This window comes from Streptomyces sp. WAC00040, from assembly GCF_056835925.1.
Genome location: NZ_JAKQZE010000002.1, coordinates 1,101,633 through 1,118,330, shown reverse-complemented (window position 1 = coordinate 1,118,330; position 16,698 = coordinate 1,101,633). Strand labels below are relative to the sequence as shown.

General features: G+C 71.2%; 13 protein-coding genes. 6 read left to right on the top strand and 7 right to left on the bottom strand.

Going from position 1 to position 16,698, the window contains the following annotated elements; all coding sequences use genetic code 11:
* Positions 1-627: 627 nt before the first annotated feature.
* Complete coding sequence (locus MDN94_RS24555) at positions 628-1,518, top strand: SDR family oxidoreductase (RefSeq protein ID WP_482728015.1); 891 nt, start codon at positions 628-630, stop codon at positions 1,516-1,518.
* Here the strand turns inward: MDN94_RS24555 and MDN94_RS24550 are convergent.
* On the bottom strand, positions 1,487-2,386 hold the full coding sequence (locus MDN94_RS24550; protein WP_482728014.1) for a class II fructose-bisphosphate aldolase: 900 nt from the start codon (positions 2,384-2,386) through the stop codon (positions 1,487-1,489). The genes MDN94_RS24555 and MDN94_RS24550 overlap by 32 nt on opposite strands.
* Positions 2,387-2,433: 47 nt before the next feature.
* Positions 2,434-3,384, bottom strand: coding sequence for an SIS domain-containing protein (locus MDN94_RS24545; RefSeq protein ID WP_482728013.1), 951 nt, complete (start codon positions 3,382-3,384; stop codon positions 2,434-2,436).
* A gap of 232 nt (positions 3,385-3,616) precedes the next feature.
* Here MDN94_RS24545 and MDN94_RS24540 point away from each other — a divergent pair, with 232 nt between their 5' ends.
* Positions 3,617-4,417, top strand: a complete 801-nt coding sequence (locus MDN94_RS24540) for a DeoR/GlpR family DNA-binding transcription regulator (RefSeq protein ID WP_482728012.1) — start codon at positions 3,617-3,619, stop codon at positions 4,415-4,417.
* Positions 4,418-4,476: 59 nt separating this feature from the next.
* On the opposite strand, the gene MDN94_RS24535 is transcribed toward MDN94_RS24540, so the two are convergent.
* Together MDN94_RS24535 and MDN94_RS24530 are read right to left on the bottom strand one after the other, a co-directional pair.
* Positions 4,477-5,472, bottom strand: coding sequence for an NEW3 domain-containing protein (locus MDN94_RS24535; RefSeq protein ID WP_482728011.1), 996 nt, complete (start codon positions 5,470-5,472; stop codon positions 4,477-4,479).
* 37 nt (positions 5,473-5,509) lie between these two features.
* The gene (locus MDN94_RS24530; RefSeq protein ID WP_482728010.1) at positions 5,510-6,946 is read right to left on the bottom strand and encodes a Gfo/Idh/MocA family protein; all 1,437 of its coding nucleotides are present in this window, start codon (positions 6,944-6,946) and stop codon (positions 5,510-5,512) included.
* 461 nt (positions 6,947-7,407) lie between these two features.
* On the opposite strand from MDN94_RS24530, the gene MDN94_RS24525 reads away from it, so the two are divergent.
* Positions 7,408-10,404, top strand: coding sequence for a 3-keto-alpha-glucoside-1,2-lyase-like domain-containing protein (locus tag MDN94_RS24525; protein ID WP_482728009.1), 2,997 nt, complete (start codon positions 7,408-7,410; stop codon positions 10,402-10,404).
* A gap of 94 nt (positions 10,405-10,498) precedes the next feature.
* Here MDN94_RS24525 and MDN94_RS24520 read toward each other — a convergent pair whose 3' ends face one another.
* On the bottom strand, positions 10,499-11,776 hold the full coding sequence (locus tag MDN94_RS24520; protein WP_482728008.1) for an amidohydrolase: 1,278 nt from the start codon (positions 11,774-11,776) through the stop codon (positions 10,499-10,501).
* A 48-nt stretch (positions 11,777-11,824) separates the two neighbouring features.
* On the bottom strand, positions 11,825-12,685 hold the full coding sequence (locus tag MDN94_RS24515) for an alpha/beta fold hydrolase (RefSeq protein ID WP_482728007.1): 861 nt from the start codon (positions 12,683-12,685) through the stop codon (positions 11,825-11,827).
* Between the two features lie 46 nt (positions 12,686-12,731).
* Between MDN94_RS24515 and MDN94_RS24510 the strand changes: the two genes are divergently transcribed.
* The 3 genes from MDN94_RS24510 to MDN94_RS24500 all read left to right on the top strand — a co-directional run bounded on the left by MDN94_RS24510 (position 12,732) and on the right by MDN94_RS24500 (position 15,023).
* A complete protein-coding gene (locus MDN94_RS24510; protein WP_482728006.1) occupies positions 12,732-13,346 on the top strand; it encodes a TetR/AcrR family transcriptional regulator in 615 nt (204 codons plus the stop codon).
* Positions 13,343-14,284 (top strand): carbohydrate kinase family protein, encoded by a 942-nt coding sequence (locus tag MDN94_RS24505; RefSeq protein ID WP_482728005.1) that lies wholly within the window; start codon positions 13,343-13,345, stop codon positions 14,282-14,284. The genes MDN94_RS24510 and MDN94_RS24505 overlap by 4 nt, the downstream gene beginning before the upstream one ends.
* 178 nt (positions 14,285-14,462) lie before the next feature.
* Complete coding sequence (locus tag MDN94_RS24500; protein WP_482728004.1) at positions 14,463-15,023, top strand: hemerythrin domain-containing protein; 561 nt, start codon at positions 14,463-14,465, stop codon at positions 15,021-15,023.
* A gap of 91 nt (positions 15,024-15,114) precedes the next feature.
* On the opposite strand, the gene MDN94_RS24495 is transcribed toward MDN94_RS24500, so the two are convergent.
* Entirely contained in the window at positions 15,115-16,623 is a 1,509-nt protein-coding gene (locus tag MDN94_RS24495) for an alkaline phosphatase D family protein (RefSeq protein ID WP_482728231.1), read from the bottom strand.
* Positions 16,624-16,698: the final 75 nt, after the last annotated feature.

The window sequence follows — 16,698 nt, the reverse complement described above, 5'->3', positions numbered from 1 at the left end:
TGGCAGACATCGCACGGCTGCCGCAGCAGCCCACGCAACCCATTCAATTCCTGGACCGCGGCGTGTGCGCGGCCCGTCGTCCGGGAGCGGGTGCCAGAGACCTGCCTGCCGGTTGTCCGCTCCCCGGTACGGAGCCGGTGCCGTGACAGCGGGTCCCGCGGGCGCTGTCGCGATGGTGGTCGCGCTGCTGCTGCCCGTGTTGCTCCTCGGGCTGGTGCTGGCACTGGACCGCTACGAGGAGAGGCTGTTCCCGCCCCGGGGCCCACAGCCCCACGCCCCGCAACCCGTCCCCCGCCAAGGTGGCCGGCACGCGAGGCGCGGCCGGGCGCGTGAACGGCGCCGGACAGCCGGTCCCCCGCCGTCGCCAGGGCCGCCTCCGCCGCGGGCGGTCCCCGCCCGCACCGGCCCGCCCCTGTCCAGGCCATGACGAGCTGACCGGCCTTCCCGTACCGGGTGGCGAACGCCTGCGCGTTCCGGGCGCGCACCGCGCCGCGACTCGCCGCGGAGACGGACGCCGGACGGGCCGAACAGCGACACTCTGTCCCGTTTGCGGGCATTACCGCGGCACCGGAGGGTAGGCGGGGTAGCCCGCCGAGGCACACATCCGCAGCGAGGGAGGAGTCGGCCGTGCCCGAGGAGAACCAGGAGGCCAGGGATCCGGGGGCCAAGCACCCGGAGCCGGAGTTCCCGAAGCAGGAGCAGCAGCACCCGGGCTGGACGGGGCCGATGGACCCGCCGCCGGATCACGGCGAGGAGAGCTATCGCGGCAGCGGTCTGCTGCGTGATCTGAAGGCCGTGCTGACGGGCGGCGACTCGGGCATCGGCCGCGCGGTGGCGCTCGCCTTCGCGCGTGAGGGCGCCGATGTGCTGTTCACCCACCTGCCGGAGGAGACCGAGGAGGCGGAGGCCACACGGCGGCTGGTCGTGGACGCGGGTCGCAAGGCGGTGCCGGTGCCGTGCGACATCCGCGAGGAGGAGCAGTGCCGGCGGCTCGTGGACCGAGCGGTGGACGAGTTCGGGCACATCGACATCCTGGTCAACAACGCCGCCTACCAGATGTCGCAGCAGGAAGGCATCGGCGCGATCACGACGGAACAGTTCGACCGTGTCATGCGCACCAACCTCTACGGCATGTTCTGGGTGTCGAAGATGACCCTGCCCCACATGCCCCGGGGCGGCTGCGTCATCAACTCCACCTCGGTGCAGGCCTACAAACCGAGCCCTCACCTGCTCGACTACGCGATGACGAAGGGCGCGATCGTCACCTTCACCCAGGGCCTGGCGCAGATGGTGGCGTCCGACGGGATCCGCGTCAACGCGGTCGCGCCGGGGCCGGTCTGGACGCCGCTCATCCCCGCGACCATGCCGGACACCGCCGAGTTCGGCAAGAAGTCGCTGTTCGGCCGGCCCGCCCAGCCCGCGGAGATGGCGCCCGCCTACGTGTTCCTCGCCTCCCCGCAGGCCGGTTACATCACGGCCGAGATCGTCAACGCGACGGGCGGGACGCCACTGCCGTGACCGCCGCTCCCGTCGCCGTGTGCACGCCGGGGCGCTCCCCGTGCAGGACGGCCAGCAGCCCGGCCACGGCCGTGGCCACGGCGTCCCGGGCGGGGCCCAGGTACTTGCGGGGGTCGGCCGTCCCCGGGTGGGCGTCGAGGTAGGCGCGGGCCGCGTCGGTGAACGCCTTGTTGAGGTGGGTGGAGACGTTGACCTTCGTCATGCCGGCCGCGACGGCCTTGGTGAGCCCTTCGTCCCCGACGCCGGAGGAGCCGTGCAGGACCAGCGGGACGCTCACGCTGTCCCGGAGCAGGGTGATCAGCGCGAAGTCGAGGACCGCGTCCCGGGTGAGCATGGCGTGCGAGCTGCCGACGGCCACCGCGAGGGCGTCGACGGCCGTGGCGGCGACGAACGCGCGCGCCTCGGCGGGGTCGGTCCGTACGCCGGGCGCGTGCGCGCCGTCCTTGCCGCCGACCTCACCGAGTTCCGCCTCCACCCAGACATTCCGGGCGTGGCAGTGGGCGGTGATCTCCGCCGTCGCGGCGACGTTCTCGTCGTAAGGCAGCTTCGACGCGTCGAACATGACGGAGGTGAAGCCGAGTTCGACGGCCTGGTGGACGAGGTCCGGCGATTCAGCGTGGTCGAGGTGGACGGCGACGGGGGCACGCGAGGCGCGGGCGACGGCGAGGGTCGCGAGCGCGATCGGTTCCAGCGCCCCGTGGTAGCGGGTGGTGTTCTCGCTGATCTGAAGGATCACGGGCCGGCCGGCGGTCTCGGCGCCGGCGACGATGGCCTCCGCGTGTTCGAGCTGCACGACGTTGAACGCTCCGACGCCCACGCCGCCTTGGACAGCGGAGCGGACGATGTCCTCAGTGGGCGTGAGCGGCATGGACTTCCTCCACGGTTGCGGTCGTACGGGAGCGGCGGTCGCGCGGCTCAGGCATGGCTGTTCTCGAGGACGACGGACCGGGTGAGGTTGCGGGGCCGGTCGGGGTTTTGGCCGCGCGCTTCGGCGAGCGCGACCGCGAGGCGCTGGGCGCGCACGAGGTCGGCGAGCGGGTCCAGGTCCCGGGCGCTGTCCGTGGAGCCGGCGACGAGCGTGCCGCCGACCCGTGCGACATCGTCGGCGAGACCGCGCGGGAGCCTGCCGAAGGCCCATGCCACGCGCCCGGGGCCGGTGATGCTGATCGGCCCGTGCCGGTACTCCATCGCCGGATACGCCTCGGTCCAGGCGCCGGCCGCCTCACGCATCTTCAGCCCGGCCTCGAGCGCCAGGCCGTAGGTCCAGCCGGTGCCGAGGAAGGTGAACTGCTCGGCGGCGCACACCTCGGGGTCGAGAGGTTCGAGAACGGCCCGCTCGGCGTCCTCGATCGCCCGGTCGAGGGGGCGTACGCCCCCGGGCAGCGCGTCCTCCGCCTCCAGATGGGCGCGCAGCAGCGCCAGGTTGGCGGTGGCGAACCTGGTCTGGACGACGGACTCCTCGTCGGCGAAGTCCAGGACCGCGACCGCGTCGGCCGCCTGCATGACGGGCGTCGTGGGGTCGGCGGTGATCGCCCCGCTGGGCACGGTGCCCTTCACCCGCCGCAGCAGCTCAAGCACCTCGGTCGTGGTGCCCGACCTGGTGATGGCGAGGACGCGATCGTAGCGGCGGCCGTGCGGGAACTCGGAGGCCGCGAAGGCGTCCGTCTCGCCGTGGCCGCCGCTCTCGCGCAGCACGGCGTAGGACTGGGCCATGAACCAGGAGGTTCCGCAGCCGATGACCGCGACGCGCTCCCCCCGGCGGGGCAGGGCGGCGGCATGTCGCGGGAGCGACCGGGCCGCCTGGCGCCAGACGGCGGGCTGCGAGGCGATCTCGGCCGAGGTGCGGGAGGAAGCGTGGGGTGACAAGGGACGAACTCCTTCGTGAGGGTGGCGGGAGGGTAGGGCCGGGGGCCCGGTACTGCCTCCCTTGCCCCGACCGGTGACGCCTGCATGATTTTGCGCAAACAGGCGAGTTTTCGAGCAACTACAAGCATACTTTCGCGCAGTATCCAGCAGCATGCTCCCCTCGGGCAAGTGGCCGCTCCGCGTCCCTTAGCGTGTGGGAGCGAAGGATCCAGGCCCCGGAGGAGTCCGACACATGTCCAAGCACGAGCGGTGGAGCAGGTTGCTGGAGTTGCTTGCCGCCGAGGGCAAGCTGGAGGTCGAGGAGGCCGCGACGACGCTCGAGGTGTCGCCCGCCACCATCAGAAGGGACCTCGACGAGCTCGCCGAGCAGCAGATGCTCGTGCGCACCCGGGGCGGCGCCGTCGCGCATGGCGTCTCCTACGAGCTTCCCCTGCGCTACAAGCAGTCCCGGCACGCCTCCGAGAAGCAGCGCATCGCCGCGGCCGTCGCGGAGCTGATCGGCGAGGGTGACGTCGTCGGCCTCAACGGGGGCACGACCACGACCGAGGTGGCGCGGGCCCTGGCGCTCCGGGCCGCCGGTGGCGGGCGGAGAGAGCTCTCCGACATGACCGCGCCCTCGCTGACCGTCGTCACCAACGCCCTCAACATCGCGGGCGAGCTTGCCGTACGCCCCCAGATCAAGATCGTCGTCACCGGGGGCGTCGCCCGTCCGCAGACCTACGAGCTCGTCGGCCCGCTGACCGTGGGCGTGCTGAACGAGGTCGTCCTGGACGTGGCCGTCCTCGGGGTCGACGGGGTGGATCCCCGGCTGGGGCTGATGACGCATCAGGAGGACGAGGCGAGCATCAGCCGGCTGTTCGCGGAGCGGGCGCGCCGGGTCGTGGTGGTGACCGACTCGTCCAAGATGGGCCGGCGTGCCTTCGCGAGGATCTGCGGCCTGGATCGCGTCGACGTGCTGGTGACGGACTCGGCGCTGCCAGCGGAGATGGCGGCCCGGCTCAGTGAGGCGGGCATCAAGGTCCACGCCGTCTGAGCACGCGGCCCCCGGGCCCGCGTCCTCCGCGGCGGGCCCGGGGGTCACGGCCGGGGTTCTCAGGGAGCGAGGGCCATGTCGAACACATGGATGTTCCCGTTGCCGGGGAGGACCACGAAGTCGACCTCCTTGGCCGCGTCGAGCGGAATCGAGTGGGCGAAGATGCGGTAGGCGATCCCCGCGTTCCCGTATCCGCTCTGCCGGTTGCGGCCGTCGGAGGACGCGACCAGCGTCGCGCCGTGGGCGTTCGCCGGGTCGAACGACCAGTTGGGGAAGCCGAACGCGCCGGTGCCGGTGCTGCCGTCCTTGTAGTAGACGGTCGCCGTTCCGGTCGCGCCGCTGCCGACCCCGGAGCCGAGGAAGACGAGCTTGCCGCCCCGGCCGCTCAGGGTGACGGCCTGGCCTGCGCTGGAGACGTTGCCCTTGGTCCCCGCGGGCGCCTCCGGCCAGGTCAGTTCGGCGCCCAGCGCCCGTACCGTGGCGCCCGGGGTCAGGCCGACGTCGGCGAGCTTCTGGGCGGAGAAGCTGTTGCCGCCGCCGTCGTAGTTGCCGGGCGTGGTGTTGCTCTCGTCGGTGACGCCGACGTTGTTGTAGGCGTCCGCGAGGTCCGCCAGCGGTGTGCCGCTGCGCTGGGAGCGGGTCGCCGTCGCCGTTCCGGCTCCGTCGCCGCCCTTGTAGGTCGCCGTGGCTGTGAAGGTCCGCACCGTGAATCCGGGCCGTGGCTCGGGCACGTGGATGCGGAACTCGGCGCCGGCCGTGGCGCCGGCGGCGAAGGTGCCGTCCACACTGTGGACCGACGGCTGGACCGCCCAGCCCACCGGCCCGGCGAACGACACCTTCAAGGAACGCATGCGGTCGGGTCCGGCGTTCTTGACGGTCACCTTCACCGTCGAGACGGCGGGGCCCGCGAGGTCGACGGGCGCTATCGTCACCTCGGTCCGTGCGGGAGTCGGCGCGGGCTCCGCCGCGGCGGCGGCCGTGGCGGGCGCGGGGACGAGCAGTGCCGCCGCCACCGCCATGGCTCTGAGAGAAGTTGTCCGTCCGGCTGATCTCACTGTCTGCTCCTTCTGTCGGTCCGCCCGAGCGGTGAACTCAGGCGACGGGGGGCATCTCGGAGGTACGGGAGTCCAGACCTGTGCGGAGATTCACCCAGGAGCCCCGGGTGAAGTCGGGGACCTCGACCGGACGGCCGCCGGCGGCCAGCGACTTGACGCTGAGCGGTACCGGAGCGCACCAGGCGGCGGAGTCGTAGACGTCGATGTCGGGGACCAGTCCCGCCCGCATCAGCTGGACGGTGCGCCACTGCAGGACGTAGTCCATGCCGCCGTGGCCGCCGTTGTTCGCGGCGTCGTCGCCGATCTTCTTCCAGAGCCAGTGGTCGAACTCCTTGCGGTAGGTGTCGAAGTCGCGCCAGGAGTGCCCGCTGTGGTCGGGCTCGACGTAGATGCGTCCGCCGGTCGTCGAGGTGCCCGCGTAGTCCTCGAAGATGCCGCGGCTGCCGGCGAGGGAGTTGATGCGGCTGTACGGACGGGGTGAGCTGACGTCGTGCTCGGCTCTGATGACCCGGCCCTTGGCCGTGTCGATCAGGCAGGTGACCAGGTCTCCGTTGATGTAGGTCTCCTGCCACGACGGGTGCGAGCGCGGGACGAAGCGCTCCCGGTAGTCGGCGAGGCCCTTGGGTTCGGTCGCGGTGGCGCGCAGCACCGTCATGCGGTCCCCGCGGTTGATGTCCATGGCCGCGGCGACCGGTGCCAGACCGTGCATCGCGTAGAAGGAGGCGGTGCTGCGCGTGTGCCAGAGTCGGCGCCAGGCGTCGGTGTAGTAGGTGTCGGAGAACAGCAGGGCCCGCAGGTCGTGCAGGTAGCCGCCGTGCCCGTTGGTGACGTCGCCGAAGAGGCCCTCGTGCGCCATCTTCAGCATGGCCAGTTCGTTGCGGCCGTAACTGCAGTTCTCGGAGAGGATCAGGTGCCTGCGGGTCCGTTCGGAGGTGTCGACGAGGTCCCAGAGCTCGTCCAGGCCGGTGGCGATGGGAAGTTCGACGATGACGTGCTTGCCGGCCAGCAGCGCGGCCCTGCCCTGCTGGTAGTGGAACTCCCAAGGCGTGGCGATGTAGACGAGGTCGATGTCGTCGCGTTCCAGCATCCGGGCGAACGACTCGTCCGAGCCGCTGTACTCGGCGGGCCGCGGCTTGCCCCTGGCGACCAGCCGGTCGGCGGTGCGCTTGGCGCGCTCGGCACGGATGTCGCAGACGGCGGTGACGGTGCAGCCGGGGACGACGGACCAGCCCTCGCTCATCCCGTGACCGCGGTTGCCGAGTCCGATCACTCCGACCCGGACGGTCCGGTAGGGCTCGAAGGCGACGTCGATCATCGACTTCTGGCCCGGCCTGCGCCGCGGTGCGGCGTCGAGGGCGGTGGCGGCCTCGATGACAGGGGCGGCCTGTGCGGAGCCGACACCGGCCGCGAGTGCGCCGGTGGCGAGGGCTCCTCCCAGGAGCAAGCGGCGTGAGACTGCGGGAATTTCGGGCATATGGAACGCTCCTCGGTCCGCGATCGGCATCACTGGCGGGGAAGACTCTGGCGGGGTCGACAGTCGGGTGTCAATGGATGTTCGTAAGCGCGCCGTTACGAACAAGAACAAGCATCGAACCGGCCCCGGCGCAAGAAGTGACAACTCGTCAACTTTGTTCGCTCGGACCGTCGAGTCGAGCCGACATGCCGTCACTTCACCTGTGCGACGGCGAAGTTTGTTCTCAGTGATGACGAAGTATGGACACCGTCAGGAAAAGGCTCCTAGGGTTTGCGGCGCACTCCTGGGAGTTCTCGGCCCTCTGCACTGCCGCTCATCCGTACCGCGTTCCTCTGCACTGCTCTCATCCGAACCGCGTTCATTCGAAACCTCCGGAGCAGCATCGGCCGATCGTGCCGCGCGTTGTGGTCCACGTTCACCACCGTTACGTGCTCCCACCGCCAGGGAGCCCGGGAGGATGCATGAATCCACGGCTGCACCAACGACTTCGCAAACGGGTGACCGGTCTGGTCGCCGCCTCGTTCCTGGCCGGCTGCCTGATGTCGCCGCCGGCCTCCGCAGCGGCCGGCGCCGCCGAGGACCTGCCGCCGCAGGAACCCGGCGTCACCCTGCGCGTCTTCGACATACGGCTCCCCATGAGCAAGATCTGCTCCGTCAAGCCGGGACAGACGCCGAACGTCGACAAGCTGATGCCGACGATCGACTGGAGCTCCACCGACGACTTCGGCGCCGGCGACCACTTCGTGTCCCAGGTGATCGGCAACATCGACGTTCCCCGGGACGGTTCCTACACCTTCCGGCTGACCAGCGACGACGGCTCACGGCTCCTGATCGACGACAGGCCGGTCATCGACCACGACGGTCTGCACGGCGCCGAGCCCAAGGACGGCACGGTGGAGCTGACCGCAGGTCACCACGCACTGCGGATCGACCACTTCGACCGCACCGGCGGCCAGCAGATCACGCTCGCCTGGCGGCCCCCCGGCGCCACCGGCTACTCCGTCGTGCCGAATTCGGTCCTCAGCACCGACGCCGGTGTCGTACGCGTGACCGCGCCGGGCCGCAAGGAGTGCGAGAGCGGCACCGACTCCCCCGGCGACGGCCTGCCGCTGACCGGGGTCCACCCCGGCTACGACCTGACCGACCTCCGGCCGGCCGGCTTCGAGCCGCAGATCACCGGCATGGACTGGCTGACCGACGGCCGGCTCGCCGTCACCACGTGGGGCGGCACCGACAACACCGCAGGCGAGGTCTACCTCCTCGGCAACGTCACCCATGGCACCGGGCCGGACAAGGTGTCGGTCAAGAAGGTCGCGAGCGGCCTCAAGGAACCGATGGGCATCAAGGCCGTCGACGGCAAGATCTACGTGTCGCAGAAGCACGAACTGACCGAGCTCAGCGACACCGACGGGGACGACGTCGTAGACGAACGGCGCACGGTGGCGGCCTGGCCCTTCGGCGGGAACTTCCACGAGTTCGCCTTCGGCCTGCTGTACCGCAACGGCTTCTTCTACCTCAACCTGTCCGTGGCCATCAACTACGGCGGCGCGACGACCGATCCGCAGCCCGCCCGCAACCGCGGCACGACGATCAAGGTGAACGCGAAGACCGGCGAGGTGTCATACGTGGCGGGCGGTCTGCGCACCCCGAACGGCATCGGCTGGGGCCCCGGCGGCGACATCTTCGTGACGGACAACCAGGGCGGCTGGCTGCCCGCCTCCAAACTGGTACGGATCAAGCAGGACCGCTTCTTCAACCACTTCACGAACCCGGGCGGCCCCTTCGAGACCAACCCGGTGAGCAAGCCCGTGCTGTGGCTGCCGCAGAACGAGATCGCGAACTCGCCCAGCACACCGCTCCACCTCACGCAGGGCCCCTACGCGGGGCAGCTGCTGTTCGGCGACGTCACCTACGGCGGTCTCCAGCGCGCGTTCCTGGAGAAGGTCAAGGGCCAGGACCAGGGCGCCGTGTTCCGGCACACCCAGGGACTCGAGGCCGGCGTCAACCGGATCAGCGAGGGCCCGGACGGCGCCATCTACGCCGGCGGCCTGGGCGCGGGCGGCAACTGGGGCCAGGAGGGCAAGCTCACCCACGGCCTGCAGAAGCTGACACCGAACGGCGTGGCCGCCTTCGACATCCTGGCGATGCGCGCCAAGCCCGACGGCTTCGAGCTGGAGTACACCCAGCCGCTGTCCCCTGCCACGGCCGACACGCTGGCCGCCCGCTACCAGGTCGCACAGTGGCGATACGTCCCCACACACTCGTACGGCGGTCCGAAGGTGGACGAGGAGAGACTGACGGTGCAGTCCGCCGCGCTGTCCGCCGACCGCAAGAAGGTCACCCTCGTCATCCCCGGCCTCAAGCCCGACCGGGTGGTCCACGTGCGCTCGCCCCGCCCGTTCAGCTCCGCGAGCGGCGAGGCGCTGTGGAGCACGGAGGCGTGGTACACACTGAATGCCATGCCCGGACGACAACCGAAGGTCACGCTCTACGAGGCCGAGGAGGCGCGGCTCGCGGGCGGCGCCGGCACGGACACGGAGCACGCCGGTCACTCCGGCAGCGGCTTCGTCGACGGATACGGCACCGAGGGCGCCTCGACCACCTTCGACGTGGACGTCGACGAGGCCGGCACCTACGACGTCGGTCTGCGTTACGCCAACGGGCCGCATCCCTTCACCGGCACCAAGACCGTGAGCGTGTACGTCAACGGCAGCAGGATCGGACAGGCGAAGCTGCTCAGCACCGGCGAGTGGAACAAATGGTCCACACGGACCGAACAACTGCCGCTGCGCGCCGGCGCCAACACCGTCACCTATCGGTACGACAGCGGCGACACCGGCCACGTCAACCTCGACATGATCACCGTCCACCCCCACGGGAGCCGCGTCGTCCTGTTCGACGGGGCGGACCGGTCGGCCTGGCAGCAGACCGACGGCCGCACCGCGCAATGGCCCCTGACGGACGGCGCGATGGAGGTCTGCTGCGGCGACATCCGCACCAAGCAGGCGTTCGGTGACTTCAAACTGCACGCCGAGTTCTGGCTGCCCGAGCTCCCGCCGGACGTGACGGGACAGGACCGGGCCAACAGCGGTGTGTACCTCCAGGACCGCTACGAGATCCAGGTGCTCGACTCCCACGGCGACACGACGCCGAAGATCGACGGAGCGGCCGCGATCTACCAGCGGAAGGCCGCGGACGTCAACGCGGCGAAGCCGGCGGGTACTTGGCAGACCTACGACATCACTTTCCGCGCGGCGCGCTTCGACGAGGCGGGCAGGAAGACGGAGGACGCCCGCGTCACCGTGGTGTGGAACGGCACGACTGTCCATGACGACGTGGCCGTGGCGGGCGCCACCGGCGGCGGAGCACCGGAAGGGCCGGCCGCGGGCCCGATCCGCCTCCAGGACCACGGGAGCAAGGTCCGCTACCGCAACATCTGGATCGAGCTCCTGGCGTAGGACACGGGGCGCAGTGCGGCGGCCGTCCCGGGTTCCGGGACGGCCGCCGCACCCGTTGTCACGGACAGTGCCCCGACGACCCGGCCGGCCCCCGTTACGGCGTCTTCGGGCCGAGCCACTGTCCGGCCGCGCCCAGCAGGGCCCGGACGCCGAGTTCGATGGTCGGGTCCTGGAGGGGCGCGTACTGCGGTGAGTGGTTGTACGCCACCCCCGGGGGCAGCCCGCCACCGACGAGGGTCGCCGGATCAGGGTCCGGGAACAGCCCCGGATCCGCCCCACCGAAGTGCCAGAACACGGAAGGCACCCCCATGGCGGAGCCGAACGTGCCGAAGTCCTCGCTGCCGGTGATGGGCTGGGGCAGCGTCCAGACCTGCCCCGCCCCGAGCACCGATTCGAGCCCCGCGACCGCGGTGGCGGTCGCGTCGGCGTCGTTGACGGTCAGGGGGAAGCTGTTCAGGCGGGTGAACTCGGGCTCCTTCGGCGCGTCGGCAGCGAGGGCCTCCGCGCGTACGATCCGCTCGACGGCCGAGAGCACCCGGGTGCGGACGACGGGGTCGGAGCTGCGGATGTTGATCTTCATCTCGGCGGTGTCCGGGATGATGTTCTCCCTGGTCCCGCTGTGCAGGGAACCCACCGTGACGACCGCTGCCTGGTTCGCCCCCACTTCACGCGACACGACCGTCTGGAGACGCATCACGACCGCAGCCGCCATCACCACCGGATCGACCGTGTTCTCCGGCGCCGACCCGTGGCCGCCCCGGCCGAAGAGCCGCACGGCGAAGCTGTCGGAAGCGCTCATGACCGCCCCCGGCCTGGTCGCCACGGTGCCCGCGGGAATGGGGCCGACGTGCTGTGCGAGGCACACGTCCGGGCGGGGGAAGCGTTCGGCGAACCCGTCGTCGATCATGGCCTGCGCCCCGCTGACCTCCTCGGCCGGTTGGAACACGGCGACGACGGTGCCCCGCCAGGCTTCCCGGCCGGCGGCCAGCAGAGCCGTCGCGCCAAGCAGGCAGGTGATGTGCATGTCGTGTCCGCAGGCGTGCATGACGGGTACTTCGCTGCCGTCGGCGTCGACCCCCGTGCGCGTGGAGGCGTAGGGCAGGCCCGTCGCCTCCCGCACGGGCAGGCCGTCCATGTCCGCCCGGAGCAGGACGACGGGCCCGTCGGACACCCTGAGCACGCCGACCACGCCGGTACCACCGACCCCCTCGGTCACGTCCCAGCCCTGCTCCCGCAGCCACCGGGCGACGATGCCCGCTGTGCGGACCTCCTGGAAGGACAGCTCCGGATGGGCGTGAAGGTCCTGATAGAGCTCGCGCAGGGCGGGGAGTCGTGCGTCCAGTCCGGCGAAGACGGATGGTGCCACGGTCACGGGTGCGTCCTTTCCACGACGGGTTCTCAGACGTACGCACCCACTGTCTCAGCCGGTCGTCTCCTCGCGGCGTGGGACGGGTGACTCCTTGATGAACCGGCGCAGTTCGGCGCAGAGGGCGCCGGGGTTGTCGAGCTGGACGAGGGTGCGGGCGTCCGGGATCTCGACGTACTCGCCCCGCGGCAGCAGGGCGGCGAGCCGGCGGCCGGTCTCGTGCGGCATCATGCGGTCCTCCGCGCCCCACGCGACGAGGGCGGGGCCTCGGAAGCCTCGCAGTCGCTCCGCCGCCCGCAGGTAGGTGTCCTTCCGCGTGCTGTGGAGGAAGGCGGCGAAGTCCCGCCTGATCCTCTTGTCGCTGAGCAGGGGGCCGTACCAGCGACGGACCAGTTCGTACGGGATCGGGTGCCGGGCCATGCCGCCGAGCGAGTTGGGCAGCCGGACCAGGAGAGGCACCCGGAAGGACTGGAGCAGCAGGAAGATGCCGCCGGGTACCCGGCTCAGGAACTGCAGGGTTCTCCCCTGCACTCCGGGCGGATAGTTGTCCAGCGCCTCGCAGGAGGTCAGGACCAGCCGGTGGACGCGCTCGTCGCGCACGCCGACGAGCAGTTGGGCCGTACCGGCGTCGTTCTGGACCAGAGTGACGTCCCGAAGGTCGAGCCGTTCCAGGAACTCGGCCAGCAGGTTCGCCACGCCCTGCGCCGACAGGTCGGCGCCCGGGCACATCGGCCGCCGGTGGCTCCCCATCGGCAGGACGGGGACCACCACCCGGAAGTCGGCACGGAGGCCGTCCACCACCGCCTGCCACACCGACTCGTCGAAGCCGAGTCCGTGCAACAGCACCACGGTCTCGCCGCTTCCGCCGGTGTCCGTGTACTCCACGACCCCGGCACTCAGTTCGATCTCATGCATCGGCATCCCCTACTGGATCGATCGATCTAGTGAGAGACTATCCGAGATGAGAACGACAGGCGACACACGAGCGCGCATCCTGGCCGCTGCCACCGAGCTCTTCCGGCGCCAGGGCTACGCGGCCACGGGCATGAAGCAGATCCTCACGTCGGCGGGCGCGACCTACGGGTCCGCCTACCACTTCTATCCCGGCGGCAAGAGCGAGCTCGGGGAGGACGTGGTCCGCACGTCGGGCGCCGCCTACCTGGCGCTGATCGGCGAGCTGTTCCAGGACCGGGCCGCCGACCCGGCCGAGACGACCGCCCGGGCGTTCACCGGGGCGGCGCGGACGCTGCTCGACCTCGACTTTGCGGACCCGTGCCCCATCGCCACGATCGCCCTGGAGATCGCGGGCACCAACGAGGCACTGCGGGTGGCGACCGCCGAGGTGTTCGATTCCTGGACCGACGCCCTCGCCGCCTTCTACGGCTCCTTCGGTATCGCCGATTCCCGTGCGACGGCCCGGTCGGTGATCGCGCTGCTCGAAGGCGCCTTCATGCTCGGCCGGTCCATGCGGTCCACCGCCCCGGTGCTCGACGCGGCCCCCGCGGCGGCTGCCATCGTCCGTGCCGCCGCCGGCCGGTCACCGGTCGCGGGCCGGACCGAAGGGGAGGCGCTGTGATCGTCGTCGCCGGTGAGGCGCTGATCGACCTTGTGCCGCAGACCGGTGGCGAGCTGCCGGCTCCTCTGCTGCCCGCACGCGGCGGCGGCCCCTACAACACCGCCGTCGCGCTCGGCCGGCTCGGCGCCGACGTCTCCTTCTGCTCCCGGATCTCCACCGACGCCTTCGGCGAGTCGCTCATCGGCCGGCTGCGTGAGGAGGGGGTGGACACCGCGCTCGTGCAGCGCGGCCCCGAGCCCACCACGCTGGCCGTCGCGGCGATCGGCCCCGGCGGCTCCGCCGCCTACACCTTCTACGTCGAGGGCACCGCGGACCGGCTCTTCACGATGCCGCCGGAGCTGCCCGCCGCCACGCGCGCCCTGTCGCTCGGCACCTGCTCGCTGGTCCTCGAACCGGGCGCGAGCGCATACGAGGAGCTGATGCGACAGGCAGCGGCGCGCGGTGTCTTCGTCGCCCTCGACCCGAACATCCGGGCCGGCCTCATCCCGGACGCGGACGCCTACCGCGCCCGGTTCAGGAGCTGGCTCCCGCACGTGTCGATGCTCAAGCTGAGCGAGGAGGACGCCGACTGGCTGGGGGCCGACTTCGGGGCCTGGCTCGCCGCGGGTCCCGCGGCGGTGGTGCTCACGCGTGGCGGGGACGGACTCACGGTCCTCACCCGGGACGGCGACCGGTTCTCCGTCCCCGGGGAGCGGGTCCGCGTGGTGGACACCATCGGAGCGGGCGACACCGTGAACGCGGCACTCCTGCACGCCCTCTCCGAGCGGGAACTCCTCTCGCCCGGAGCGCTCGGGGCGCTGTCACCGGACCGCTGGCGCGAGGTGCTGGGATTCGCGGCCAGGGCCGCGGCGCTCACCTGCTCGAAGCCCGGGGCCGAACCTCCGTACGCCTGCGAACTGCGCGCGGCGGGGACCGGCCTGCCGCCGGAGGCCTCGTGACGGTCCGACAGCTCTGAAACGGCCGCCGGGGAAACTTCCCGCCGGTGGCGGAACCCCAGGGTGTCCGACGCCTTGTGGGCGCGCCGGAGCGGGGTACCCGCGTTAGTGTCGCCGATGAGGCGCGGCAGCCACGCCCGTGGGGGGATCCTTCGCAGCAAGCGAGAGAGGACGCCAGGACATGGCACACGGCGGGAACGTCATCCAGGAACTGACGGCCGACCATCGAGAGGTCGACCAGATGTTCGCCGAGATCGAGGCCCAGGCCGCCGGAGACGCGCGGCGCCGGGAGCTGGCGGACGAACTGACCAAGGAACTCGTCCGGCACTCCGTCGCCGAGGAGGAGTACCTGTATCCCGCGGTCCGCCGCTTCGTCGACGACGGCGACGACCTGGCGGACGAGGAGATCTCCGACCACGCCCAGATCGAACGCATGCTCAAGGATCTCGAGGGCTGCCAGGCCGACGATCCCCGGTTCGACACCCTGATCACCCAACTGAAGACCGCCGTGACCTCGCACGTCGCCGACGAGGAGAAGCGGCTGTTCCCGCTGCTCGCCGAGTCGTGCAGCGCGGACCTGCTGATGGAGCTGGGCGACAAGGTCCGCAGGGCCAAGCAGAGTGCCCCCACCCGTCCGCACCCCTCCATGCCGGACACCGCCCGGGCCAACAAGCTGCTCGCTCCCGGTATGGGCATGGTGGACCGGGTCCGCGATCTCCTCACCGGGCGCGCCACCGGCTAGGCCCGGCCCGTGCCGCGCGCCCGTCCGGCCCATGCCCTCATACCCGACCACACCGCGTACCCGGCCGGTCCCGGGTACGCGGTGCCGCTCGTCAGACCTGGACGCCAGGTACGCCGTCCTCGACGACGACGGCGGCGCGGGTGGAAACGGGAGCGCCCGGCCGGGTCACGTACGGCAGGACGCGGAAGTCGCTCGTCCAGCGCTCGGGTTCGACGCGCACACGCACGTAGCCCCGCTGGGCGTTGAAGAACTTCATGTGCGGGTTGGCGGCGAGGAACCTGGTGCCCTCCGCCGTCATGTCGGCGCCGTCGCCGCCGCTGGTGACGGACGTCCCCACGAACTCGCTGCCCACGGTCGCCGACCCGGGATCCTCGTAGTCGCGCTTGAGGTCCCAGGCGTAGTTCTGGTGGCGGTCGCCGGTGATGACGACAAGATTGCGCACTCCCCGTCCCTCGGCCTCCGCGAGGAGACGGTTCCGCTCCGCGACGTAGCCGTCCCAGGGGTCCATCCAGACGGTCGTGCCCGGTCCCGGGTCCTGGTCGGTCTGGCCCATCGGCGCCTGGTTGCCCAGCACCTGCCAGCGGGCGGCGGACCGGCTGAAGCCGTTCAGGACCCAGTCCCGCTGACGGTCGCCGAGGAGGCTGCGGTCAGGGGCGAAGCGGTCGGCGCAGTCGGCGGAGGCGCCGTCGCCGCACGGCTGGTCGTCGCGGTACTGCCGGGTGTCGAGCATCGTGAAATCGGCGAGCCGGCCGTAGGAGAGCCTGCGGTACATCTGCACGTCGGGGCCCTGCGGCAACTGGGCGCGGCGCAGCGGCGCGTGCTCGTACAGGGCCTGGAAGGCGGCCGCCCTGCGCTGCGTGAACGCCCGCGGGTCCTGGCCCTTCTCCGGGATGCCGTCGGCCCAGTTGTTCTCGACCTCGTGGTCGTCGAAGGTCATGATCCACGGGAAGCGGGCGTGTGCCTGCTGGAGCGGCGCCTCGGACTTGTAGAGACCGTACTGGAGGCGGTAGCGGGCGAGGTCGACCGTCTCCGTGTGGAACCTGGGGTCGGTGACCACACCGCGCCTGTTGGACTGGACGCCGTACTCGTAGAGGTAGTCGCCGAGGTGGACCACCAGGTCGAGGTCCTCCTGCGCCATGTGCTCGTAGGCGGTGAAGTAGCCGTCCTGCCAGGCCTGGCAGGAGGCGAACGCGAACTTCAGGTCCCGGGGGGTGCTCCACGGCGGCGGAGAGGTCCTGGTGCGGCCGACGGGTGAGACGTACGAACCGGCACGGAAGCGGTAGTAGTACTCACGGTCCGGCAGGAGCCCGTGTACCTCGGGGTGGACCGAGTGCGCCAGCTCCGGTGTGGCGACGACGCTCCCGCGGCGGACGACCCGCCGGAACCGCTTGTCGTGGGCCAGTTCGTAGTGCACGCGGACCGGCCGGTCCGGCATGCCGCCCTTGCCGTCCTGCGCGAACGGCTCCGGGGCCAGCCTCGTCCACAGCACCACGCCGTCGGAGCGGGGCTCGCCGGACGCGACGCCGAGGGAGAACGGATCGTCCTTCATGACCGGCGAGGCGAACGCGGAGCCGGAGCCCCACTCGCCGGTGCCGAGCATCAGTGCGGCGGCGCCTGCGCCGCCGAAGCCGAGCAACTGCCGCCGGGATACGGGACGTACGCCCACAAGGTCCTC